This window comes from Spirosoma daeguense, assembly GCF_054776875.1.
Map to the genome: position 1 here is coordinate 266,213 of NZ_BAAHBF010000006.1, position 25,659 is coordinate 291,871.

The following is a 25,659-nucleotide window of genomic DNA, read 5'->3' on the forward strand; positions in this document are numbered from 1 at the left end:
TTCAAGGGAAGGGATTTAGGGAGGGGTGAATTGGAGAAATGATAAAACCAAAACTATGTTACGATTAGGTATTTTAGGATTAGGCGAGGGACGTAGCACGATGTCGGCGGCATTGTCGAGCCCGAATTATGAACTGGTCAGAGTCTGCGATCAGAAACTGGAAATGTGCCAGCAACGTGAAAAAGAGTTTGATTTTCACAGCTATACAACGAATTATCAGGACTTGCTCGATGATCCAACCATCGACGTCATCGCCATTTATACGCCCGATCATCTTCACGCCGAACATACCAAACAGGCTATGCTGCACGGTAAGCACGTCGTGTGTACAAAGCCATTTATTGATGATTTATCAAAAGCGAAAGAGCTAATCGACATCAGTGAAAAAACTGGTAAAAAGGTGTTCGTCGGGCAGAGTTCCCGTTTTTTCGAGCCAATGAAAAAGCAACGTAGTGATTTCGAAGCCGGCCTGATTGGCGAACTGATCACGATTGAAGGGTATTACCACGCCGATCATCGCTGGTTTCTGGCCAAAGGCTGGTCGCTGGAAAATGCGTTCAAGTGGCTGTACGGCGGACTGAGCCACCCGGTCGATTTTATCCGCTGGTATTTGCCGAACATTGAAGAGGTGATGGGCTACGGAATGCTCAGCGCCAACGGGTTAAAAGGCGGACTGAAAAACGCCGATACCATGCACTTCATTTTCAAAGCCACCGACGGACGTATCGCTCGGGTGAGTGGCGCGTACACAGGTCCTGTCCAGCCCGTCGTGCGCGACTCAGAAATGAGTTGTATACTACGTGGTACGGAAGGGTGTAGTCAGGCCGATTACATGGATTTGCGCTATGCCATCACAACCAACACGGGCGAAGAAATTGTACAGACCTGGGAGCATAAATTGAAGCATTATTTCCGGTTTGAGGGCAAAAGCCACCACGCGGGCGAGTACCAGAATTACCTCGATTATTTCGCTACGTGTCTCGAAACCAACCAAACCGCTTACCCCGACATTCGCGAAGGCATCGGCACCGTAGCACTTTTGCAGGCGATGGACAAATCACTGCAAACCGGTCAGCCCATAAAGGTGCAGGACGTATTGAGCGAACACGGTTTGTAAAAAGCAACGGGTAAGGGGCGTAGGGCAGACTAGCACGCGTTTACGTGTTCTGTTTCTCACTCTTTTTCAGGCGCGATGTGTTGGTTTTCTGTTTCGCATTTCTGGCTTTAATCTGCTGCATGATCTCGCGGAATTCAGCCAGCTCCTGCTCAGTCCAGGGTTCCGACTTAGTTGACATATCTATTTCCAGCGGTTCTTTTATAAGTCCCATAACGTTAGCTTTTAAAATAGTGAGCAATCAAGCGTAAAGCTGCACGAGTTTCAATAAACATTCTTAACCCACGAAAATGAGTAGCCTGAAGCGATTCCTGATAATGTTTGATCAAAGCCGATTTAGCATCAAAGGCCACAAAGCCTTCATACCCCTTGTCGACCGATACTTTACAGGCATAGGCTACAAGGTTTCCCGGAACGCCAACGTAAACCTTTTCGGCTCCTTTATTGAAAATAAGATGCATAAAAACGTGATCCTGCTTGTCTTCAATGCTAATAAGCCCTTGAATGATAGACGGATTATTAACCGTTGTGAGCTTATAGACCTCTTTGGTTTTATCCCGAAGTTCTTTATGCCAGTTAAACAACCAATTTACTTGTTTAATCTGTTGCGTGTCCTTATCAGTCAGCCTAATAACCTCCGTATCGAAAACTTCGCCAGTACGTACATTTTCAATCGAGTTGGTTAATCTATCAACTTCAAAATCAAGGGCTAAGATTTTAACTTTTTTCACTTAACGAAAGAATTTATAAGGGCTTTTCAAATGTATCGTTACCTGCCAGCATTTCCTAAACCATGAACAACATCACCGACCGGTTAACCCTACTCGACTACGGTATCGTACTGGCTTACCTGATCATTCTGGCAATCATCGGGTATCGAGCCAGCCGTCCGAAACAAGGGCAGGGAGACGAAACGCTGTTTCTGGCCAATAAATCGCTGGGGTGGACGAGTATTGGGTTCAATATGTGGGGCACCAACGTCGGGCCGTCGATGCTACTGGCATTTGCGAGTATCGGCTACAGCACAGGAATCGTCGCCATTAATTTCGACTGGTACGCCTTTGTGTTTCTATTTTTACTGGCTATCGTGTTTGCTCCCAAATACCTGGCTGCCAACGTAATGACCATGCCCGAGTTTATGGGAAAACGCTACGGCGAATCGACCCAAACGATTCTGGCGTGGTACGCGCTGATCAAAATCCTGATTTCGTGGCTATCGCTCGGATTGTTTGCGGGCGGATTTCTGGTCCGTCAGATTCTGGGCATTTCGATGTGGCAGTCAGTAATTGTGCTGGTACTATTTGCCGGATTATTTGCGTATACCGGCGGTCTGAAAGCCATTGCGCGCGTCAACGTATTTCAGATGCTGTTGCTTATTGGCGTATCGCTGACATTAACTATTCTGGGCATCAATAAAGTGGGTGGTTTAGATGCCGTTTTTCAGAAAGCGCCAACTGATTACTGGAGTCTGATTCACCCGGCCAGCGATACAAAATACCCTTGGCCTGCCATTCTGCTCGGCTATCCGGTGGCCGCCATTGCGTTTTTCTGCACCGATCAGGCCATGGTGCAGTCGGTGCTAGGCGCGCGAAATCTGGAACAGGGGCAACTGGGCGTCAGCTTTATCGGCTGGCTCAAAATTCTGTCGCTGCCGCTGTTCATCCTGCCCGGTATTCTGTGTTTTATTCTGTTCCCAAATCTTAAAAACCCCGACGAAGCCTACATGACGATGGTGACAAACCTGTTTCCACCGGGTATGAACGGACTCGTTATTGTGGTGCTGATTGCGGTGCTAGTGGGTACTATTGGCTCGTCATTGAATTCGCTGAGTACGGTGTTTACAATGGACGTATACGCCAAGAAAATAAATCCAAAGGCAACTAATAAGGATTTGATACGTGTCGGGAAGCTGACGGTGTTGGCAGGTTGCGTATTTGCCATTGGCATGGCGCTGGCAATAGACAGTATCAAAGGCCTGAATCTATTCGACGTTTTTCAGTCGGTACTGGGGTTCATCGCTCCGCCCCTATCTGTTGTTTTTCTGCTAACCGTTTTCTGGAAACGCACTACACGAACGGCTGTAAACGCCATATTATCACTTGGTTCAGTATTTAGTCTGGGCATTGGCATTCTGTATTTATGGGTCTTCCCTGCTGCCCAACACAGCTTCTGGCCGCATTACCTGCTGTTGTCGTTCAGCATTTTTGCTACGTTATTCCTGAGCGCCATACTGGTTTCGTTGCTCGATAAGAATCCATCTGTATACATAGCCGATGAAACGGAACGTAGCACAATGGCAAAGCCCACTCAAACCGTCTGGATTGTCTGGATTTTGCTGGCTATCGTGATGGTGGGGTTATACGTAGCATTTCATTAAAATAGTATACTGAGTATCAGATTGTCGGGTTTGAGAACGCCTACGGGCGACCGTCCGACACCACAGTAAACCGACAAACCATGTTTCGATTAAGCGTCTTAGTACTACTAACTATCCAGACTGCCCAGGCTCAACCACCGGCTAAAAAGTCGCTTGTACTCTGGTATAAACAGCCAGCCAGCCAGTGGGTTGAGGCTCTGCCAATTGGGAATGGGCGATTAGGCGGAATGGTGTTTGGTGGCCTTGAAACCGATCATATTCAGTTTAATGAAGCAACGCTCTGGACGGGCGAACCACGTGAGTATCAGCGCGAAGGAGCCGCTACGTATCTGCCTCAAATCCGTCAGTTGATTGCCGAAGGGAAACAGGCAGAAGCCGAAAAACTGGCGCAGGAAAAGTTTATGGGCAAACAAAGCAATGAAGACGGGTATGCGCATAAAAAAGAGGCCTGGTTCTCCAGCGTTCGAAACCTGAACAACGTAACGACCAATCCGACGTCTGCTACGTTTGATGATCGGGCCTGGAAAACGATGCCCATTCCCACACCAGACGGCTGGGAAAAAGCAGGATTTGAGGGACTAGACGGAGCGGTTTGGTTTCGTACTACGTTCGAATTGCCCGAAACCTGGGCTGGCAAGGATGTAGTGCTCGACATGGGTCGGATTCGCGATCAGGATTTTACATATCTGAACGGCGAACTCATTGGTTCTGAAGAAGGGATAGCCAAAAATCGGCGCTACAAAATACCGGCGAGTAAACTACGTATCGGAAAAAATCAATTGGCGATTCAGGTGATCAATCTGTTCGATAAAGGCGGGTTCATTGGCGTAAAAACCAGTCAGCCAACGTTTGTAGTCTATCAGGATGGCCAGCAACCAGCCAATGGCATTCCCCTTGCTCGGCCATTCAAGTATTGGATTCAGGATGATAATCCGCCTGCATCACCTCGCTATCAGGCCGACTATCAGCCATTTGGCGATTTGTGGCTCAATTTTAAAAACCAGAATAACGTAACGAATTATCGGCGTGAACTGGATTTGGCTACGGCACTCTCCCGCGTTACGTATCAGGCAAACGGTGTCAGCTTTACACGCGAGTATCTGGCCAGCGCTCCTTCACAAACCATTGCCATTCATCTCACGGCCAGCCAGCCGGGTAAAATCAGCTTTGACGCTACGTTAACAAGCCCACACCAAAAATCGTTGATACGTATCGTTGATAATCAAACCATCGCCTTGACCGTTGAGGTAAAAAATGGCGCACTGAAAGGCGAAAGTCTACTACGTATCCAGACCAAAAAAGGGAAGATAAACGTATCAAATGGGAAGCTCGTCGTAACTGGTGCTGACGACGCTACGTTGTATTTGACGGCGGGTACGAACTTCAAAAATTATAAAGACGTATCAGGCGACCCATCGGTATTGAGTCAGAAACCGTTGCAGGCGTTACGTACTCAATCATTCGCTACGGTCAAGACCGAGCACGTACGAGATTATCAATCGTATTTCAATACGTTGTCACTCGATCTGGGGCATTCACCGAATGAAGTGCTTCCAACCGACGAACGACTTCAACGTTTTGAACAATCGGCCGACCCGGATTTGGCAGCTTTATACGTCCAATACGGTCGATATTTGCTGATCTCAGCTTCACGACCTAACCGCAACGGTATATCGGCGCAACCAGCCAATTTACAGGGTATCTGGAACGATCTGCTGACACCGCCCTGGGGCAGTAAATACACCACGAACATCAATATGGAAATGAATTACTGGCCCACCGAAATACTGAACCTGTCGGCTTGTCACGAACCGCTTTTCAACGCCATTGACGAGTTGGTTGAATCGGGGCGAAAAACGGCGAAAGCACACTACAACGCACGCGGTTGGGTATTACACCATAATACGGATTTGTGGCGTGGAACGGCTCCAATCAATGCATCCAATCACGGTATCTGGGTGACAGGTGGCGCGTGGGTATCCAGGCATTTATGGGAACATTATCGGTACTCACAGGACCGGGGTTTTCTGCAAAAACGAGCGTATCCGATCATGAAAGAGGCTGCTCAGTTTTTCGTCGATTTTCTGGTAAAAGACCCAAAAACTGGTTGGTTAATCAGCACGCCATCTAATTCGCCTGAGCATGGTGGTCTGGTGGCTGGCCCAACAATGGACCATCAGATTATTCGTGATTTGTTCAAAAATTGTATAGCAGCCAGTGAAGTCCTAAACACCGATGCTACGTTTCGCGATACGTTAAAAACGATGTATAGACAGATTGCGCCAAATCAGATTGGCAAACACGGTCAATTACAGGAGTGGCTTCAGGACATAGACGATCCGAACGACCATCACCGACACGTATCGCACCTCTGGGGAGTGCATCCCGGCACTGACATTACGTGGAATGATACGCCCGACCTGATGAAAGCCGCTAAACAATCGTTGCTGGAACGTGGTGACGACGGAACCGGCTGGAGCCTTGCCTGGAAAATCAATTTCTGGGCACGTTTTCGCGATGGAAATCATGCCTACAACATGCTCAAATTGCTCTTTCGTCCGGCTATTTCGCCCGAAGGAACAACAGGTGGCGGCTCCTATCCGAATCTGTTCGATGCACATCCGCCGTTTCAGATTGACGGCAACTTCGGCGGAGCGAGCGGAATTGGCGAAATGCTGCTTCAAAGTCAAGGCCAAACGATTGATTTACTACCGGCTCTACCATCTGATTTGCCAACGGGATATATCAACGGTATCTGCGCAAACGGTGGTTTTGTATTGAACATCCGCTGGCAAAACGGAAAATTAAGCGGGGTTGATATTACGTCGAAAGCAGGACAGCCTTGCGTGCTACGTTACGGCGAAAGACAAATTCAGCTCACCACCCAAAAAGGCAAAACGTATCGGCTCGATGAAATGTTACTGTTACAATTAGATTAACGTAAACTCAAGATTAAGAACGAAAGATCTACGTAAACGAGAGAATGTACTCTTATAAAGATAGTAGCCCACTAAGGCTCCCAATATTTAGATGCGCTTTGCTATCGAGTTCGCTCTAAACGGTTTTGTTTTTTGTAACGCACTTTTGTCACCTACCAATTCGCACTATCGTGGTCTTTCTCGAAGAGAGTGCGAATTGGTAGGTGACAAAAGTCTATATAACGGATTTACTTAGTCAACAAGTGTCGATCTGGCTCCATCGTTAATCATCCCATATCGACGCAAGGGACTCATCAGACACCAGCAAAATATCTCAATCTTTACAGAATTAGTACTAGGTTCTGATGGGGAATATTCAAGCTTTTCTAACTATGACAATATCTTGAAATGACGTAAATGATTTCCGGCCGCACCAAGCTCCAGGATAGACTTGAACTTCCATACCATTCTTATTAAATATCTCTTTCACAAGCGATTCGTCAAAACCAACGCATATTTCGGGATCATCGGGATATGCGATATAACGGCCATTGTCAGGATATTGAATATTATGCGTACTGTCACTAGTTTTCATCAGTTCCCGCGATTCATCATTCAGGAGAAAGAAAGTGATCAGTGCCCGGCCATTAGGAGCTAATACCCGACTGATTTCACTTATATAATGTTCAACCTCCAGTTTTGGCATGTGGGTAAAAACTGATGTTAAAAAAGCGAAATCAAAACTACCATCAGGATACGGAAATTTATATTCCTTTGCCTGATAGCGGCCTTTAGGGTTATAATGGTCATTATGGATATCTGCTAGCTGAAATCGGAAATTTGGGTGTCGAGAAGTAATATTTTTCTGAGCCCACTCAATACCATACGGAACAATATCAAATCCTTCGTAGGAGCCTTTATTACTTAAATAGCTAGTTAATGGTACAGCGATTCGCCCGATTCCGCAACCAATATCCAATACTCGTTCGTCGGGTTTTAATCCTGCCAGCTTTATAAAATGGCTTTTGAATTCAATTCCAGTCTGTTTAAAATCACCGTGACCAACAAAGATCATAGTACGGGGTGGAATTAGCGGATCGCGTAGATTAAGAAGGCTTTCAACACCATCTAGAAAACTGAAATACCCTTTTTGTATAGATTTAGAGATGGGTTTAAGTATATTGTAGACAGAAGATGGTAAAATTTTTCTGAGTCTAACCAGAGCTGAAACGTACATAATCTTTTAAAAATTTAGGCAAATGTAAAAAAAAACAGATGCCCCCCAAACCGATTACACGTTTATTAATCGACATATTTGAGGAGTCTCTCTTATTTGAAGAGAGAAATAGAAGTTATGCAAAATGAGGTTTAGCCTGGGTTGGATAACAATTTGACATCTATTTGATAGTAGTATTGATTCAATTCAGGATGCTATTAGTTACGTTTTTGCAGAATACCGCTTTCAACGCTGTCATTAATCAGTTGTTCGGCATAGTCCCATATCGAAGTAGAACCGTGTTTTATGACTTGCTTTTTCTGATAAACTTTATCGAAATCGATTCCAAATTCCAGCCAGGTTCCTCCATTATTGGACACATTTTGAAGTAACGGTTCGAGTCGATCCATGGCGCGGGCAAACTTGGCTTCGTTGGTCTGCTGTGCTTCAAATTCCTCCCAAACGTCTATAAAGTCAGCGGCTTGTTCCGCAGGCAACAGGCCAAAAATACGGTTAGCCGCCAAGCGTTCCTCTTCCGTGTTATCATGGCTTTTTTGGGTATTATAAATGAACGTATCGCCCGCATCGATTTCAACAATATCATGAATCAGCAGCATCTTCACAACTTTCAACGTATCAACGGGGAAATTGGCGTGTTGGGCCAGTACAATCGCCATCACGGCCAGATGCCAGCTATGTTCAGCATCATTTTCGTTTCGATCACTATTAAATAGCTTAGTCTTTCGCTGGATATATTTGAGTTTATCAATCTCTTTGATGAACTCAATCTGCTTTAGTAATACGTCTGTTTGCATACTATACAACCCTTTTTGTTTGGGTAGTTACAAATATACTACCAGTTCTTTTTTTGACAGGATTAACATGATTTACAAGATTGGTCCGGTGTAAAAATCTTGTAAATCATGTTAATCCTGTCGAAAAACCGTTTTATCTAACTCAGGATATTCTTGCAGTAGTTCACGCATTTTTTCACCTCCGCCACTGACGTTGAGCCTTCTGGCACTTTGTATTCCAGTTCAACCGTAGCGGGGAACGTGTATTTTTGATCGCTCATCAATTTCAGTACTTCGGTCAATGGCGTATCGCCTTGCCCCCACGGAAGGTTGCCTTTGCCGTGCGCGGCTGTCTGCCGGTCTTTGATATGCATACTCGAAATACGGGTATGCTTCTGCTTGATCAGGCCAATCGGATCGGGCTGACCAGCTGCTACGTAGTGACCCAGATCAAAATTCATGGCATTTCCGGGTGATTGTGCCAGTGCCGTATCCCAGAAAGTTGGCGTTTGCTGCTCGTGACCATGATAGCCGACACGGATACCATTCTTTTCGGCCATTTTACCCAGCTTCAACGTATGCGCGTCGTTAGCAGGATGCTCGAGCGTAACCTGATTGGCTCCTAATGTTTTAGCCGCTTTCATACCGTAATTAATTTCGGCATCTGAATTCTGCATACCAAAGGCATCGGGTTTAAAGCCGTAAATCTGGATACCTGCCTGATTATACATTTTCTTAAGCTGCTCAAATTTGCTCATCGACGCCGACTCACGCCATTTGGCCACTTCCTGCCGATACGCTTTCTGCTGCGTTTCCAGTTCGGATAACGTCTTTTGCTCGTCTTCAGTTAAGGTCTGATTTTCGCGTTTTTTACGCATCAACGGAAACATAACCTTCATATCGACCGTATTTTTTGGCGCACCCGCAAATGATTCGGCTGGGCCGCCCATTAGCTCAATAGCGCTTATGCCACTGTCGAGAATATATTGCAACGTAGCTTCGGCGCTTTGATCGGGCATGTCGCGATACGAATACGTAATGACGCCAATTTGCACACCTTTCAATAGCGAGTTGGGTTTATCGCCCAGGCTACGGATCAGAGCAGGCATACCAAAAACTTTGCTGTTGCTGACAACTATGCCTGAAATAAGCGCTGCCGTAGTTCCTAAAAACTGACGGCGTGATGATTGATTTTCCATGTTTTGTTTGATTAAAGGGTCTTCAGTTTAATGTTTCGAAACCAAACGCTTGTGTTCCAATCCTGTAAGCCAATCCGTCCGGTAAATTTACCATTGGCAAACGGTACGCCTTTTTGCGCCTTGGCAGCCACACGTTTTTTCCAATCAGCACTAGTTACGTCATGTTCCTGCACTACGTAGCCATTGATAGTAACGATGAGCTTATTTTTTTTCAACGAAACGTCAACTTTATTCCAGCTTCCGAGCGGCTGTGGCTCCTGAATACGCACATCGGCAATACCGAACAGATCGCCCGAACTATGTGGATGCTCAACGGCTTTCTGATAGAGTTTATCATCACCGACCTGAACCTCAAGAGCTGTCGTATAAATCTTCTCATTTTTAGGTGCTTCTTCCACAAAGAAAAAGAAGCCACTATTGGTATACTTTTCGATCTTAAATTCAGCCTTAAATTCAAAATCGCCCGACACCACGGCATCGGTTGCCAGATCGCCTGAATCGCGTGGTTTATCAGTAGCAGTTTTCGGTACGTCCAGATGCAATACGCCCTGTTCCACCTTCCAGGACGACGGTACGTCTTTACCATTGTAGCGGTGCCAGCCTGTCAGATCACGGCCATTGAACAACAGTTTCCAGCCTTCCTTCTTCTCCTGAGCCGACAACGTATTGAGGGATTGTGCCTGAGCGATTACACCACAAAGACACATAAAAAAACTAAACGCAGATAGTCTGAGAACCATATAAAGTAGAGATTGAGTCTATATAAGACAAATGCCTTTATAAACTAACTCCTTCACTCCTAAATAGCCCACAGAGTGTAAATACAATTGAGCAGGAAACGCTTCTGGATTGAGGTTGGGCACCTGAAAATCAATTTTGCCCTAACTTTCATGTTCATTTAATCGTTTACGTTAAAAATTGCGCAATTTAGCCCAGTCATGGGTGGCCGAACCTTTGTTATGTAATCAATTTCTATGACCGACCATCTACCGTTCTTCAGTTTACTTAATACACACACCAGTCGATCTGATACGGTTAATGCTCGTCAATTATCAGATTATAGTAGTCAAAAAACAGGTTTTCCTACTTTTCGCCTGTTCACATTGAATCAAGTCATTTGTCATGTCTGAATTTAGTCCGGAACCGTATCCATTTTTACAGGACGGTGGGGAAATGGGGGAACTCACCCGAACCTACGACTGGTCGAAAACTGCTTTAGGCACGCCCGATCAATGGCCCCGGAGCCTGCAAACTACACTAGGACTTATTTTGCATTCTGCATTTCCTATGTTCCTGTTCTGGGGTAGCGATTTGCTTTGTTTTTATAACGACGCTTATCGGCCCAGCCTCGGCACCAACGGCAAACATCCAGCTCTCGGTAAATCCGCAAAGACGGTATGGCCTGAAACCTGGGACTTTATCGGCCCAATTATTAAGCAGGTGATGGCTACCGGCCAACCAGTCTGGTATGAAGACCAACTGGTGCCTATCTACCGCAATGGCAAACTGGAAGATGTATATTGGACGTTTAGCTACAGCCCGGCCTATGACGATGCTGGCCAGATTGCTGGCGTGTTTGTGACCTGCACAGAAACTACATCCATTGTTATTAGTCAGCAACGTTTACAGGAATCTGAGCAGCGTTTTCGAACTATGATAGATCAGACTCCGGTTGCCATGGCTGTATTTCGTGGATCTGACCATATTATCGAAATGGCCAATGAAGCGTATCAACAACTGGTAGGACGGAAGGCAAACGATTTGCTGGGTAAGCCGATGTTTGATGCGATGCCTGAAATAAAAGGCTATGGCTATGAAGAGTTACTGGCCAACGTACTGGCAACTGGCCAGCCATACTATGCGCTGGAATTAAGCGCTCCATTGCTCCGTAAAGGTCAGATGGAAAAGGTCTATCTAAACTTTACCTATCATCCACTACGTAGTGAAGACGGTTCCATCATCGGCGTAACCGTAGTAGCTAACGAAATCACCGATCAGGTAATAGCCCGGCAAAAAATTGAGGAGAGTGAAGCGGAATTAACTTTTGCCATTAATGCAGCAGAACTGGGCGTGTGGGATTTAGACCCGCTGACGAATCGCTTCAAAGGCAATGCCCGTCTGAAAGATTGGTTTGGACTACGTCCCCACGAAGAAATTCCACTAACGCTGGCACTTCAAACTATTGCCGACAAAGATCGTCAGCGTGTGGCAGACGCTATAGAACACGCGCTACGTTTTGAATCGGGCGGAGTGTATGATTCAGAATATAGCATTATTCACCCACACACAGGGCAGGAACGGCGTGTACGCGCTAAAGGCAAAACACAATTTAGCAGTGACCAGACGGCACTTCGCCTGAATGGTACACTTCAGGATATTACAGATCAAAAACGAGCTGAAGAATTTCTACGGGCCAGCGAAGCCAAATTCCGAACACTGATTCAGGAAGCACCCATGGCCACAATGCTCATGGTTGGCCCCAATCATACAATTGAGATCGCCAACGAAACGATGGTTCAAATGTTGGGTAAAGGGTCGTCACTTGTAGGGCAGCCCGCTACTGCAGCCGTACCGGAATTAGCCTCTCAACGCTATCTGCAACTGCTTGACAAGGTATACTCCTCGGGTGTTGCCCATGAAGCCAAAGCGATGCCGGGCGAATTGTGGGCCGATGGTATAGCATCCATTCATTATTTCGATTTCACGTACAAACCCGTACGCAATCAGACTGGTGAAGTATACGGAATCATCAGCATGGCTGTCGACGTAACAGAGCAGGTGCTTTCGCGGCAAGCACTGGAAGAATCAACCAATCAGATGCGCAGCATGGTTGAAAGTGCGCCATTTCCAATTGGGGTTTATATTGGTAGAGAAATGCGTATCCAGTTCGCTAATCAGGCTATCATAGACGTATATGGCAAAGGCAATGATGTTATTGGCAAACTCTATACGGAAATATTGCCGGAACTGGCAACTCAGGAAATCTTTGAACAACTCAGAGCCGTTTACGATACGGGTATACCCTTCGACAGCGGCACTCGCCGGGTCGATATTGAACATAACGGAGCACTCGTCCCCTACTATTTCAACTACAACTTCACCCCGTTATTTGATGCCAGCGGAAAGGTGTATGGGGTAATGAATACGGCAGCAGATGTAACACCACTGGAAACGGCACGTCAGACAATTCAGGAAAATGAATCTACCCTACGTAACGCCATTGAGCTGGCCGAATTAGGTACCTGGAAAATGGATGTAGCCACCGGTCAAATGACCTATTCAGAACGCATGCAAAGCTGGCTGGGTGTTCAGGGCGCTGTGTTGGGAAAAGAAGCTTCTCCCCGCGTGCACCCAAAAGACCGGGAACGTATCAAACTTGCACTAGATAAATCCCTGGAAAAAAGTGGGACCGGACGTTATGATGAAATATATACCATTACACATGCCATTACTGGCCAGGAACGTATCATTCATGCTAATGGGCAGGTTTTATTTGACAACGACGGTAACGCTCTTTCACTGTCTGGTACAGCACAGGACGTAACCATACAACAGGAACTAAAACTGGCACTAGAGTATGAGGTACAAAACAGAACCGAAGAACTAGCCTCTACCAATGAAGAACTGGCCTCTACCAACGAAGAACTGGCAGCTATCAACGAAGAACTATCAGCCAGTAATGAAGAATATGAAGCCCTCAACGAAGAGTTGCAGGAAGCTAATGAGCTACTAAGCCGCTCCAATGAAAACCTGCAAACGTTTGCCTACGTTGCCAGCCATGATTTGCAGGAACCCCTCCGTAAAATTCAGCAATTCGGTGATCTTTTAAAAACACAACTTGCCGATTCGACTACAGATCAACTGAATTATCTGGAGCGAATGCAGTCGGCAGCTCGCCGAATGTCAATGCTCATTAAAGATTTGCTCAACTTTTCGCGTATCTCCACCCGCCCTGATGAAAGCCGCCTTCTTTCGCTCGATGACGTACTACGTAGCGTATTAACTGATTTAGAACTGGTCATTTCCGAAACGGGTGCGCAGATTCACGTCGATCCATTGCCGAAGATTTCAGGTGATTCCTCTCAATTGGGTCAGCTTTTCCAGAACCTGCTCAGCAACGCCCTGAAGTTTAGCCGGGTCAATACGTCAGGTAATCCGGCCATCCCGCAAATAACTGTTCGTCATCAACTGGTTGACGCAGGCGACTTACCCTCTATTATAAAATCGAACCGTTCCTCAGCACAATTCCATCAGATCGACGTAACGGATAATGGCATTGGTTTTGATGAAAAGTATCTGGATCGGATTTTTCAGGTATTTCAGCGATTACATGGACGTAGTGAATTTGCCGGAACAGGCATTGGACTGGCCATCTGCGAAAAAGTAGTAACCAATCACGGTGGGGCTATTTCCGCTACCAGCAAACCAGGACAGGGCGCTACGTTCAGCGTGTATTTACCTGCGTAAACGTAACGTAGCTATCTCTTTTACAGATTCACTCTGGCACGTAGTCATGCTACGTGCCACCCTGCTCATTCCATCGCTTTTATCGATAAAAAATCAATTCAGGCCGAGGGTACTACCTGACGATTAGTGCTATTCTTGCGTAGGAATTTACACTACGTAGTTATGAATGTTTCAGAACTGATTCAAGCCGTTGAAGATCAACTCATGAACGCTCAATTGATTAGCGACGTCGATACGTTAGATGCTCTTTTAGCCGACGATCTCATTGCAGTTGGGCCAGATGGACAATTGTTGGGAAAAGCGGACGATCTGGCTGCGCATCGCGCAAAGGTGTTTCGGATTGAAACTATAAATCGGCAGGATTTAACCATAAAACCCATTCAGGATGGGATTGTGGTTACGTTTGTGCTGATGGATATTCAAGGCTCCATTAACAACCAACCAGCTTCTGGCCGGTTTCGGTATACGCGCGTCTGGACACAACAACAGGGGCGCTGGCGAGTAACCGCAGCGCATATTAGTCAGGTGCCGGTGTAAATGCATTGCTCGTACCTGATCATCACGAGCGAGCAACAACGAACAGGTCTTTTCCACAAATTAGTCAATTTTTTGCTTCGTATCATTTACACGTAGTAAACCTGGTATCGGGTTACTTCGGGCGGCATATTGTGTCTGATTGGTAAATAGTAAAATGTCGGAAAACACCCCATTATTGCCGTTTTCAACCCCTATTTACACTCTCAAAAGTGGTAATTTTGATAGGTAATCAATTAGACAACAACTACTATAATGGCACGTATTCGTTCGTTAAACGCAAACCCCAAAACCATGAAAAAGATAAAAATCACCTATTGGATTCTGACTGGTTTATTTGCTTTCGTCATGATTGGCTCGGCCATTCCAAATATTATGGTCAACCCGATGTCGGTGCAGGGTTTTAAGGAAATGGGCTACCCCGTTTATATCATTCCGTTTCTGGGCTGGGCCAAGTTGCTGGGTGGCATTACCATTCTGGTTCCGGGTTTTCCGAGGCTTAAAGAGTGGGCCTATGCCGGACTTATGTTTGATTTATTGGGCGCTACGTATTCCGTCGCGAATAGCGGTAAAACTATCGACCAGTGGGCGCCTATTTTTATTTTTGTGGCGTTGGGTTTTGCTTCGTATTACTTCTATCACAAGAAGGTGAACGCCAGTGTTGAAGCCGAACGTACCATTCAGCGAAGCCTCGGAATAGCCGCCTAAATCATACCTGATTTCAAGAGTACAACCTGATTCAACCTCCCTATTCTAATTGACAACAGCCCGATACCTTCAACGTATCGGGCTGTTTTTGTTTCAGCCAAGCTCTGGCTTGGCTCCTTCAGAACAAATACCACCAAACTGGAGTGTAGGTCTTCTCTAGTCAATCTTCAGGCTTTCCAGTTTGCCTTCTTTCTGAATGGGCGTTTTAACGTGCCGAAAATTATTGCCGCTTACCGTAATGTTTTGGGTTTGTTCCCCATCCAGTTTCAGAAATACATCGGTTCCTGCCTTCGGGAAACAATCGTAGACAAACACATCTTCGGCATTGGTCAGCTCAACAACTGGTACGTTGGCGTGTGGAGTTCGGGTTGTTACGCCATCAATTTCCAGATCACGTACCGTATTGGCCTTGATGCTCGCACCAGTCGACGTATTGACAGTTACGTTGTGAAACGCAATTTGCCGCGCCTGATTGATCACAAAGCCGGTTTTCGCCCGAAACTCCAGACCACTAAAACTAACATTTTCAATCGGCATTTCTTCCAGTCCGTTCAGGAACCCAGCCTGATTGGTTTCGGCGGTGATATTGCTGAAATGAATATTCCGGAAAGCGGGCGTGCGTTCCGAAACCGGTTCAGGCTGCGTTTTGGCGTATTGCATATCCAGCACAATTGCCTGATCCCGAATGTTTTTCATGATAACATTATCGACCCGAATATCTTCGACAACCCCTCCCCGACCGCGAGCCGTTTTGATACGTATTCCCCGGTCGGTGCCATCAAATATGCAGTTCGAAATAGCAATCTTTTTCACTCCACCCGACATTTCACTCCCGATTACTACACCACCGTGTCCCGATAGCATCGTGCAGTTTGTGATGGTATAATTCTCTGCCGGTACGTTCATTTTTCGACCAGCCCGATCTTTGCCCGATTTGATCGTAATACAATCGTCGCCCACGCTGATATGGCAGTTTGAAATATGAACGTAGCGGCACGATTCGGGATTGATGCCATCAGTATTTGGCGATTGTGGATTGTTGATCGTTACGCCCGTAATCGTTACGTTCTCGCAAAATTCCGGATTTACGGTCCAGAACGGCGAATTACGAATGGTAATGCCCTCAATCAATACGTTCTTGCAATGCATAGGCTGAATAAATGGCGGACGCAAAAAACCTTTTTCGACCCAGCCGGGCAAATCGGGCCGGAGTATGTCTTTGTTTACCCGATGAAACTCATCCTGCCATTTCGAATTCGGTGTTTTTTTAACGGTTACTTCCGAATACTTCCACCAATTTTTGCCATGTCCATCAATTAACCCACGCCCTCTGATAGCTATATTTTCGGCTTTGTAGGCATAGAACAACGGAGAAAAATTCGTTACGTCGGTACCTTCCCAGCGCGACGCTACCATTGGCAAATAATCATCGAAGTTGTCACTAAAATGTAATTCGGCACCGGCATCAATCAGGATGGTAATATTGCTTTTGAGGTGAATTGCCCCGGTCAGATATTTGCCGGGCGGGAAATAAATTGTGCCCCCGCCTGCCTTACTGGCCGCGTCGATGGCTTTTTTAATCGCCGTTGTTGCCAATTGGCTACTATCGTTTTTAGCGCCGTATTGCACTACGTTGTGGTAAATACCCGATTGCTGCGCCGACGTAGTAAAACAAGCCGGAATGCAGAAAAGAAATAACAGAAGTTGTCTCATACGATTGAAAAAAATCAACCCTGCCAACAGCTAGCAAAGTGCCATGCGGGCAGGGTGAATGCAAACCTACTTACTCTCTGTATAAAACTGAACGAGTGTTCCAGACGCTCGGGCAGTAAAAACTCCAACCTATATTTATTTTAAAGGGTCAAATGCCCCACCCCACGTATTGTTTTGAATCAATTTGGGGTTGTTATCTATGGCGCTTTGCGGAATTGGGAAGAAATAATACTCAGGTTTCCAAGCAATTGCATAACGTGTATCCAACTGTTTGAACGTGAGCGTGAAATAATTGGTATACGCCTGATCCAGATTCACATTGTCGCGGGTGGTAGCGAAATCGGCAGGTACGCCCGTCGTTTTCAGATTGATGGTTACACCCGTTCTGCGTGTGCCGTTTAGGGTTTTTTCGATGAGTTTCCAACGACGTAGATCCCAGAAACGCTTGCCTTCGAACGCAAATTCGATCTGACGTTCGTACAGAATGGCATCAAACAATTCAGCGCGGGTCATATTGGCTTTCAGACCATACAAACCGTCAGTTCCGGCTTCGATTCCGGCCCGTTTGCGAACGGCTTTCAACTGCGTATACGCTTCATCTAACTTGCTGACACCTACAGCACTTTCGGCCAGATTGAGCAGCACTTCGGCAAACCGAAGTTCAATCCAGTCGGTACCCGAAAACTGTGCATCACCAATTGAAGGCATTGGATTAACGGCTTTCCGAGCATAAAAACCTGTGTTTGTTGCCTTTGGTTCGATAGTTTTGCCACCAACGAAATACGTCCAGAGTTTATACGAGTTATTGCCGTTCAATGGCCACGTGACGCCGTTATAAGCGATAGTTTTGTCGAAACGAGGATCGCGGTTTTTATAGAAAAGCTGATCGGAATAGGTGTACTTGGTCGATTCACCGGGTTTCTTACCGTCGAGCATCGGGAACGCTTTCACCATTTCCCAGGATGGCTGGTTCGAGCCGCCAGCGGTTCCGGTATACGATGGGCGCGTTGCGTTATCGTAGCCGTTGTTTTTTCTGGTCTGATCACCCGTAGCGGTGTTATAGCCAGTTATGAGTACCGCTTCCGGGTTATTGACCTCCTGAAACCAAAGCTGATCGAATGATGTATTTAGGCCGAATCCGTTGGCAGTCAGCAAGTCAAGAGCCTGTTTGTTGGCATCGTACGAAGCCTGCCATTTCGTTACGTCATCGGTTGGGTTAAACTGCGGGCTGGCAGCCGTGAGCAGAACCCGACCTTTAAATGCTGCGGCCGAACCTTTGGTGATACGTCCCCAATCGCTCGCCGACGTCCAGCGGCCCGGTACATACATCATCGTAGAATCCAGATCTTTCACAATCTGCGCAAAACTTTCGGCGGTGGTGTTACGTGGTAAAAACGCTTTATCCCGTGCTTCAACGCCTACGGCAGCCAGTGGCGATAACACCAACGGCACACCGCCATACAAACGTACCAGTTCGAAATAGCGCCACGCCCGGAAAAACTGGGCCTGCGAACGTAGTTTGTTTTTGGTCGACTGGAGCAACGTACCGGCGTTCACATCGTTCAGGAACATGTTAATTACCCGTATTTTACCGTAGTTGTTGGTGGCACTCAAGGCTGTACCAAAATCGCCCACTTCATTGACCAGCAACGACCCTTCAAGCAGTTTACTTTCCCCAAATGATTCATCTGTCAGGGTTGTAATGCTGGGCGTATTGGGCCCAAGCGTCGGAATTCCGGCGGGTAGATTCTGGTCGTAGATATAATCCAGATTCATCTGCGCCAGCGACGAATCCTTGAAGATCAACTCACCGTTGGTCGAATTGAGGTCGGTTTTGTCGAGTACTTTCATGCAGCCCGTCAGGCTCAGCGCGGTGCAGCAGGTAAGGAGATATTTATAAGATCGTTTCATTGGTATCGGCTGGAATTTAGAGACCAAGGTTTAAACCAAGCGAGAAAGAACGTAGTACCGGATAAGCATCGTAGCTACCCGAATACGATTTATAATCGTAAGGATTATACAGGTTTAGCGGGTTAGTTGCCACCAGATAAACCCGTACGTTGCTCATACCCAGCTTGCTGGAAATACGAGAGGGAATGCCGTATGAGACGTTGATATTACGGACGGCCACCTGCGTTGAGCTGCGGAACCAGTAATCCGACACTACCTGATACGTGTCTTTGTAGAACGGGCTCGGATACGTAGCATTCGGATTTTCGGGTGTCCAGTGATCGGCCCAGAAAGCCGGACGGTTCGCCGTCAACGTGGCCTGATTCCGGGCTGTCGACTCCACTACGTCCTGTCCGCCAAACGAACCACTGATCACAGCCGCTACCGACAGATTCTTGTATGACGTACTGAAATTGAAACCAAATCCGTAATGGTTGTTCGCCTTGCGGGTCAGAAACTGCATATCGGCGTCGGTAATTTTTCCGTCTGGTGCCGTGTACTGACCCGAAGCATCTTTCGGTCCGCGTACGTCTTCATAGTACAACATACCCGGTTTCGGTACAGCACCGAACAGCGTGTAGCCCGGATTTGCGGCCAGATACGTTTCTACTTCCTGTTGCGAGCGGAACATCCCGGCGTATTTGTAGCCCTGCACGCCCATATCCGACGATTTGCCAATCGGGTCTTCATACGTACCGATTTTACCTCTCTCGACGTCTATTTTAACTTGCTTGTTGTCGCTCCAGCTCAGGAAGGCGTTCACTTTATACGACCAGTCGTTAGTAATCTTATCGCTCCATCCCAGCGAAATTTCTGTTCCAAATCCATCGACCGTAGCGTAGTTTTCAGATGGTAACGTAGCACCTACCACCAGTGGAACCGAAGAAGTTAGCGCCGTCAGCATGTTGTATCGGTGATCGTAAAACCAGTCGAAACCAAACGACAGACGATTTTTCAGGAATTGTGCGTCGATACCGATGTTGTATTTCGTGTTATCATCCCAACGAGCCTGGCGGTTTGCCATTGCATTGTTTGGGGTAACCACCAGTGGTCGGTCGGTATTACCGCCAAATACAGCGCCTTTACCCGTCTGAATCGAATAGCTGGTCAGCCAGTTATATGGTTTGGTAGCATCTCCACCCAAGAAACCTAGCGAACCACGCAGTTTCAGGAAGTCGACAAAGCGTACGTTGTTCCGGAAAAATGGTTCTTCCGACATTACCCAACCCGCTGAGAACGAAGGGAAAAGGCCCCAACGATATTCAGGTGCAAATTTGGTCGAGGCATCATAGCGGATAGCCGTTTCGAACAGGTATTTGTTGGCGTAGTTGTAATTGATACGTCCGGCATACGACAAAAATCCGGCTTCGGTTTCGGTTTCGTTGGCGGTTTGCGTACCAATCGCGTAGCGCATATTATCCAAACCACCGATAATTACACCTTCTGCCATAGCCGCCACCTGATCGGAATGCATTTCTGACTGCTCGAAGAACGCAATCGCCGATAGCTGATGCTTCCCAAACTGACGGTCATAGTTCAGATACCCGTTTAACTGATACGTATCGGTATAACCCGGATTGATACGTACACGGTCGCCGTTGTTGAGCGTAACCAATCTTAGTACGTCGCCACCGTAGATATGTTTATGGTCTCCCAGCATCGAAAAGCTGTATACGTTGTATTTGGTACCATATTGTTTTCCGAAGCTGTTATCATACGTCCGACTATATAAAAGTCTGGCTTTCAACCCTTTTACAAATGGCACTTCGTAATCCAGATTAGCTGTTACGTTTATACCGCTGTTACGTGTCTGGGTGTAGTTGTTTGAGTTTTGAATCTCAAAAAAGTGAAACGCATCAACGGTGTTGACATTGCTGTTATTCGACAACAAAACAGGCAACCCGTTTACGTAAGGCGGATTGAATTGGGGCGTATAAAGCAGGCTCTTCATGTCGTTTTCGGCATTTTCGCCCCCCTGTTTGAGATAATACATCCGCTTACTCGACAAATCACCGCTCAACGAGAGAGCTGCCTTCAGGCTTTTGGTCACCTGCATATCGACACTGGCGCGGAACGTCCATTTATCGAAATTGATATTATCGAAATTGGCATTCTGTGCATTGTACGAGGCACCAGCGAAGTATGTTGCTTTCTCATTACCACCGCTCACGTTGAGCGCATGACGCTGTACTGTCGAAGGTTTCCACGCCATCCGTAACCAGTCGGTATTGTTATTCTGGAAATGAGCCAGCTCGTCGGGTGTATAAATAAGCGGATCAGTAGCAGGCCGGCCAGCCGCGTAGTTGAGGTCGTTCATGTACGTAGCGTGCTGAACCCCGTTCATCATGTTTGGCAACGTAGCGGTTGACGTACCTGTTGAGCCACTGTAGCTGAACTTCGGTGCGCCTGCTTTACCGCGTTTGGTGCTGATTACCACTACGCCCTGGTTCGAGCGAGCACCGTAAATGGCAGCAGCGGCATCTTTCAGCACCGAAATATTTTCAACTTCCGATACGTCGAGCGCGTTGAAATCATCTTCCGAACGAATTACGTTGTCGATAACGTAGAGCGGACGTAGCGTTCCGCCGTCTTTCGAAAGAACAATTGGGTTACGTACCGTAATCTGGGCATTTTCACCCGGACGGCTCGTTCCACCCGAAACGCCCACACCCGGCAACTGGCCAGTTAATGCCGCCGACAGGCTGTTTACGGGTAAATCCTGAATGGATTTCATATCAACAGTTGCAACGGCTCCGGTCAGGCTCACTTTTTTCTGGACGCCATAACCAACCACCACAACCTCACCCAATGCAGCCGCATCTTCCTCAAGCTGAACGCTGATTGATTTACGTCCACCAACTGCAACTTCCTGAGGCTTAAACCCAATGTAGCTGAAAATCAGCGTCTCATTGCCAGTTGGCAGATTGATACGGAAGTTTCCTTTTATATCGGTCACCGTACCGGTTTTGGTACCCTTGATCAATACGTTTACGCCCGGTAGAGGCTGTCCTTTATCGTCGTTTACGGTTCCGGTGATGTTTTCAAGCGGAGCCGCTACGTTTACCGAATGCCGATACGTAGTACGGGTTCCGGTTTCGGCATAAGCAGACTCTTCGGCGAGGCCACTGATCACCAGCGCACAAACCAGCTTCACGGTGCTGGTGAACAGGTGTTGTTTCTGCGTTCGCAAAGCCAATTTCATGTTAAATAAGGTCTGGTAAAAAAGGTGTCTATAGATTACTAAGGTTGTTATTTCGAGGATTTTCCGGCTTCTCGTGCAATACGTGCCTCCCACTCTTTGCTGGCCTTTTTCATGTCGATACCAGCCGCCGACAGGTAATTATTGATACGTCCTTTGTATTTGCCGAACATGGCGTGTTTTTTATCCGACGTGCCTTCGTCCATAGCACGTTCACGCGCTTCAGTCAGCCAGGCCAGAATCTGCTTTTTCTGTTCGTCGGTCAAATCAGGCAGCATTTGCTGGTAGCCTTTATACGTAATAGGTACTACACCGTAGGTCATGCCGTCTTTTACCTGTTCAATCTGCTCAGGGGTAAGATCGACAGCGAGGCTCTTCAGGTAAGCTGTATGCAGAGTTGCGATTTTGCTAGCCGTTTCTTTCTCCAGTTTCTCTTTTTGTGCCTGTTCTGTAAGATTGCTCAGGGCCGCTTTCCGGTTTTCGTGAATAGCATTGAGATTCCAGTATTGTTGTGCAATTGTATTTTTAACCCGCTCCGCTTTTTGTGAATCGGAAAGCCCCATTGCTGTTATGATTTTTCCGGCTCGTTCGTTGGTGACACGCGTATAAGCAGCTTCTTTACTCTCCGAAGCTACTTCCTGACCAAACACCAAAGTCATACTGATTAAGCCCAACAGAGCAGTCTGGAATACGTATTTCAGGCGATAATTCATGGATAAATTCGGCTATGTTGAACGGAATATGTACTTCTATTTTCTTCCTGACGGTGGATATTTGGAAGTGGCTCAGGCAATGCTGTCAATGCTACTTCTACTAGCTAACAATCTTCACTAAAAGCAGACGAAAACAGGAATAAACAATACTTTTCTATAATACGACACAAAAATATAGTACATTTTATGGCTACAAATGCATTTTTTTACCAATTCATTATAGGAAATTATCATAGAGAAAATATGAATTATCTACGATATTTCGTTTAGGTTTGTATTAGAAAATGATTTACTGTTTCGGTTTTCAAATTTCTGGGTTCGTGTACGCATCGGTCAACATGTAGCCGGAAACAACAAAACCAAAATACCCACTTCTACTATGAAACCTCTTTTTCGGAAAGTAACTGCCAGTTCAGCCAGCTCGTATAGCGCGCGGCACGACGTATTACCTCATTTCAAAAACATCTGGCATTACCACCCTGAACTTGAGCTGCACTATATTATTAAGGGAGAAGGTGTCCGGTTTATCGGTGACAAAATCAGCAATTTTTCACCTGGAGAGATTGTTTTAGTGGGCGAAAATCTGCCGCATACGTGGCGTAGCAGTGACGAATATTTTCAGAACGATCCCGACCGGAACATCGAGATTATCGTTGTTCATTTTCTGCCAAACTGTCTGGGAGATCATTTATTGAAACTTCCCGAAGCTTACCTGCTACCCCGGCTTTTCGAGAAGGCGAAAAGCGGGCTGGTTTTCACTGGCAAAACCAGCGAGAAACTGGCAGAACTGATGCACCGGGCTATCGACGCAACCAATCTTGATAAAATACTGATTCTGTTCTCGATTCTTAAGATGCTGGCCGAAACCGATGAATATGAAACCATTGTGAACGGGCAAACAGCTTTCTACCAATCGAACGAATCCGATACGTTACGTCTGAATAAGGTTTGTAATTACACACTCACGAATTACAAACAGGACATTACCTTAGAGGATATTGCCGCCGTTAGTAACCTCAGTGTTACGTCGTTTTGCCGTTATTTTAAATTGATGACGAACAAAACGTATTACGATTTTCTGATTGAGATACGTATCAGTCACGCGTGTAGGGCGTTGATCGAAGACAAAATTCCGACGGAAGTGATTTGTTTCGACTGTGGATTCAACAACGTATCGAATTTCTACCGTCATTTCAAAAAAGTAACGGGCCTAACTCCACTCGAATACAAACGGCAGTATCTGAAAAAAGGCCGAACGGTTGTAATGGCCTGAACCCATCCTCGAGTCTCCTACGTATTATAAAAGTTGTTTGACGATAGAAAATAGCTTTTGCTGTTAGGATTTTACCACCCCCTGCCCCCTCCTGTTTTAGGAGGGGCTTATAAACAGTGAATCCTGCTGTGTAGCCCCTTCTAAAAGTTTATCTACTTTTGGCTGATTTAACCAGTTCTTACCCCTCAATGGACGTAGCAATTCCGTCAGTACGTATTACAAAGGCACGTATCGCCACTCAATTAATTTTTCTCGTCTGTGGTCTGGGCATGGCCAGTTGGGCACCGATGGTTCCGTATGCCAAAGATCGGCTGGCACTTAATGATGCAGATCTCGGCTTATTACTACTGTTGTTAGGCGCTGGGGCTATGGTGATGATGCCTACGTCGGGCTGGCTCGTGAGTCGATACGGGAGCCGCGTCGTTATGGGCTGTTCGGTGCTGATGCTGGCTATTACCCTGCCGTTACTACTTACATTATCGTCTGTCACGGCGATGGCTGTTACGTTGTTTCTGTTCGGGTCAGGTGTGGGTGCTATCGACGTAGCGATGAATTCGCATGGCGTTCAGGTGCAAAACTTGTACGATAAACCCATCATGTCGTCGTTGCATGGTCTTTTTAGCGTGGGCGGCCTGTTTGGTTCATTAGGTTTGGGCTTTCTTATCAAGCTGGGTTTGAATCCGGTCTACGCCATCATCAGCATTGCCGCGTTAATGCTCATTATCACGTTCACTCAGTACAACAATTTATTCCCCGCCGATGAAGAAAAAAAGATCATAGCAAGTTTTTCAGCAACAACCGATGAGCCTGCCGAACGTAGCACGCGGTTTAGCTGGTTGAACGGCAGCGTTTTATTTCTGGGTGTGATGTGTTTCGCCGTTTTTCTGGCCGAAGGTGCCGTTCTCGACTGGAGCGCCATTTTTCTGCGCGACACGAAAGGAATAGAACCCGAATTGGCCGGTACAGGCTATGCCGCTTTTTCTATCGCTATGGCAACGATGCGGCTTATTGGCGACAAAATCGTTTCTCGACTGAACGGGAGAACGGTAGTAGTAGGCGGTAGTTTGCTGGGTGCAGCGGGCTTGTTCATAGCGATCTTGAGTCCGTGGGCATACGGGTCGCTGGCGGGTTTTATATTGCTTGGTTTGGGCGCAGCCAACATTGTTCCAATCTTTTTCAGTGCAGCCGGACGACTGCCCGGTATTGCGCCCACGGTAAGTCTATCGGCCATCACAACCATGGGCTATACAGGTATGCTGGCTGGTCCGGCATTGCTAGGATTTATCGCCCAGCGTTCTTCCTTGACTACGGCTTTAGGGCTTTTAGCATTGCTATTAGTGGTAGTCGCCCTAAGTTATATTCTAAAAGGAAACAAGAACTAGACAGAACGCTCATTCTTATTCGCAGTTACCCCACCCTAAGTCTCTCCCCCGTAGGGACTTCAAAAATTACCCCGCCCAAAGTCCTCCCCCGTAGGGACTTTG

Annotated in this window: 18 protein-coding genes; 8 read left to right on the forward strand and 10 right to left on the reverse strand. The window is 46.7% G+C overall.

Annotated elements, in window-relative coordinates; all coding sequences use genetic code 11:
* Positions 1-55: 55 nt before the first annotated feature.
* Complete coding sequence (locus ACYVD4_RS20425; protein WP_460948879.1) at positions 56-1,117, forward strand: Gfo/Idh/MocA family protein; 1,062 nt, start codon at positions 56-58, stop codon at positions 1,115-1,117.
* Between the two features lie 40 nt (positions 1,118-1,157).
* Here ACYVD4_RS20425 and ACYVD4_RS20430 read toward each other — a convergent pair whose 3' ends face one another.
* On the reverse strand, positions 1,158-1,328 hold the full coding sequence (locus ACYVD4_RS20430; protein ID WP_460948881.1) for a hypothetical protein: 171 nt from the start codon (positions 1,326-1,328) through the stop codon (positions 1,158-1,160).
* 4 nt (positions 1,329-1,332) lie between these two features.
* Positions 1,333-1,845 (reverse strand): hypothetical protein, encoded by a 513-nt coding sequence (locus ACYVD4_RS20435; RefSeq protein ID WP_460948883.1) that lies wholly within the window; start codon positions 1,843-1,845, stop codon positions 1,333-1,335.
* A gap of 62 nt (positions 1,846-1,907) precedes the next feature.
* On the opposite strand from ACYVD4_RS20435, the gene ACYVD4_RS20440 reads away from it, so the two are divergent.
* A complete protein-coding gene (locus ACYVD4_RS20440) occupies positions 1,908-3,491 on the forward strand; it encodes a sodium:solute symporter family transporter (protein ID WP_460948885.1) in 1,584 nt (527 codons plus the stop codon).
* 80 nt (positions 3,492-3,571) lie between these two features.
* A complete protein-coding gene (locus tag ACYVD4_RS20445; RefSeq protein WP_460948886.1) occupies positions 3,572-6,430 on the forward strand; it encodes a glycoside hydrolase family 95 protein in 2,859 nt (952 codons plus the stop codon).
* A 355-nt stretch (positions 6,431-6,785) separates the two neighbouring features.
* On the opposite strand, the gene ACYVD4_RS20450 is transcribed toward ACYVD4_RS20445, so the two are convergent.
* The 4 genes from ACYVD4_RS20450 to ACYVD4_RS20465 form a co-directional block, all read right to left on the reverse strand.
* On the reverse strand, positions 6,786-7,646 hold the full coding sequence (locus ACYVD4_RS20450) for a class I SAM-dependent methyltransferase (RefSeq protein ID WP_460948888.1): 861 nt from the start codon (positions 7,644-7,646) through the stop codon (positions 6,786-6,788).
* A 197-nt stretch (positions 7,647-7,843) separates the two neighbouring features.
* Entirely contained in the window at positions 7,844-8,440 is a 597-nt protein-coding gene (locus ACYVD4_RS20455; protein WP_460948890.1) for an HD domain-containing protein, read from the reverse strand.
* Between the two features lie 137 nt (positions 8,441-8,577).
* Positions 8,578-9,618 carry a sugar phosphate isomerase/epimerase family protein gene (locus ACYVD4_RS20460; RefSeq protein ID WP_460948892.1) on the reverse strand — a complete coding sequence of 347 codons (1,041 nt, stop codon included), beginning with the start codon at positions 9,616-9,618 and terminating at the stop codon, positions 8,578-8,580.
* A gap of 11 nt (positions 9,619-9,629) precedes the next feature.
* A complete protein-coding gene (locus ACYVD4_RS20465) occupies positions 9,630-10,358 on the reverse strand; it encodes a 3-keto-disaccharide hydrolase (protein WP_460948893.1) in 729 nt (242 codons plus the stop codon).
* A gap of 382 nt (positions 10,359-10,740) precedes the next feature.
* Here ACYVD4_RS20465 and ACYVD4_RS20470 point away from each other — a divergent pair, with 382 nt between their 5' ends.
* From ACYVD4_RS20470 to ACYVD4_RS20480, 3 genes are all read left to right on the forward strand, one after another.
* Positions 10,741-14,085: a PAS domain-containing protein gene (locus ACYVD4_RS20470; protein WP_460948894.1), complete on the forward strand. Its 3,345-nt coding sequence runs from the start codon at positions 10,741-10,743 to the stop codon at positions 14,083-14,085.
* A gap of 162 nt (positions 14,086-14,247) precedes the next feature.
* A complete protein-coding gene (locus ACYVD4_RS20475; RefSeq protein ID WP_460948896.1) occupies positions 14,248-14,622 on the forward strand; it encodes a nuclear transport factor 2 family protein in 375 nt (124 codons plus the stop codon).
* 291 nt (positions 14,623-14,913) lie between these two features.
* Positions 14,914-15,327 (forward strand): DoxX family protein, encoded by a 414-nt coding sequence (locus ACYVD4_RS20480; protein WP_460948898.1) that lies wholly within the window; start codon positions 14,914-14,916, stop codon positions 15,325-15,327.
* A 156-nt stretch (positions 15,328-15,483) separates the two neighbouring features.
* Here ACYVD4_RS20480 and ACYVD4_RS20485 read toward each other — a convergent pair whose 3' ends face one another.
* The 4 genes from ACYVD4_RS20485 to ACYVD4_RS20500 form a co-directional block, all read right to left on the reverse strand.
* Positions 15,484-17,040, reverse strand: coding sequence for a glycoside hydrolase family 28 protein (locus tag ACYVD4_RS20485; RefSeq protein ID WP_460948900.1), 1,557 nt, complete (start codon positions 17,038-17,040; stop codon positions 15,484-15,486).
* Between the two features lie 135 nt (positions 17,041-17,175).
* Positions 17,176-18,951 carry a RagB/SusD family nutrient uptake outer membrane protein gene (locus ACYVD4_RS20490; RefSeq protein ID WP_460948901.1) on the reverse strand — a complete coding sequence of 592 codons (1,776 nt, stop codon included), beginning with the start codon at positions 18,949-18,951 and terminating at the stop codon, positions 17,176-17,178.
* Positions 18,952-18,967: 16 nt separating this feature from the next.
* Complete coding sequence (locus ACYVD4_RS20495) at positions 18,968-22,192, reverse strand: SusC/RagA family TonB-linked outer membrane protein (protein WP_460948903.1); 3,225 nt, start codon at positions 22,190-22,192, stop codon at positions 18,968-18,970.
* A 47-nt stretch (positions 22,193-22,239) separates the two neighbouring features.
* Complete coding sequence (locus ACYVD4_RS20500; protein WP_460948905.1) at positions 22,240-22,902, reverse strand: DUF3826 domain-containing protein; 663 nt, start codon at positions 22,900-22,902, stop codon at positions 22,240-22,242.
* Between the two features lie 379 nt (positions 22,903-23,281).
* Between ACYVD4_RS20500 and ACYVD4_RS20505 the strand changes: the two genes are divergently transcribed.
* Positions 23,282-24,175: an AraC family transcriptional regulator gene (locus ACYVD4_RS20505; protein WP_460948907.1), complete on the forward strand. Its 894-nt coding sequence runs from the start codon at positions 23,282-23,284 to the stop codon at positions 24,173-24,175.
* Positions 24,176-24,333: 158 nt separating this feature from the next.
* Complete coding sequence (locus ACYVD4_RS20510) at positions 24,334-25,557, forward strand: MFS transporter (protein WP_460948909.1); 1,224 nt, start codon at positions 24,334-24,336, stop codon at positions 25,555-25,557.
* Positions 25,558-25,659: the final 102 nt, after the last annotated feature.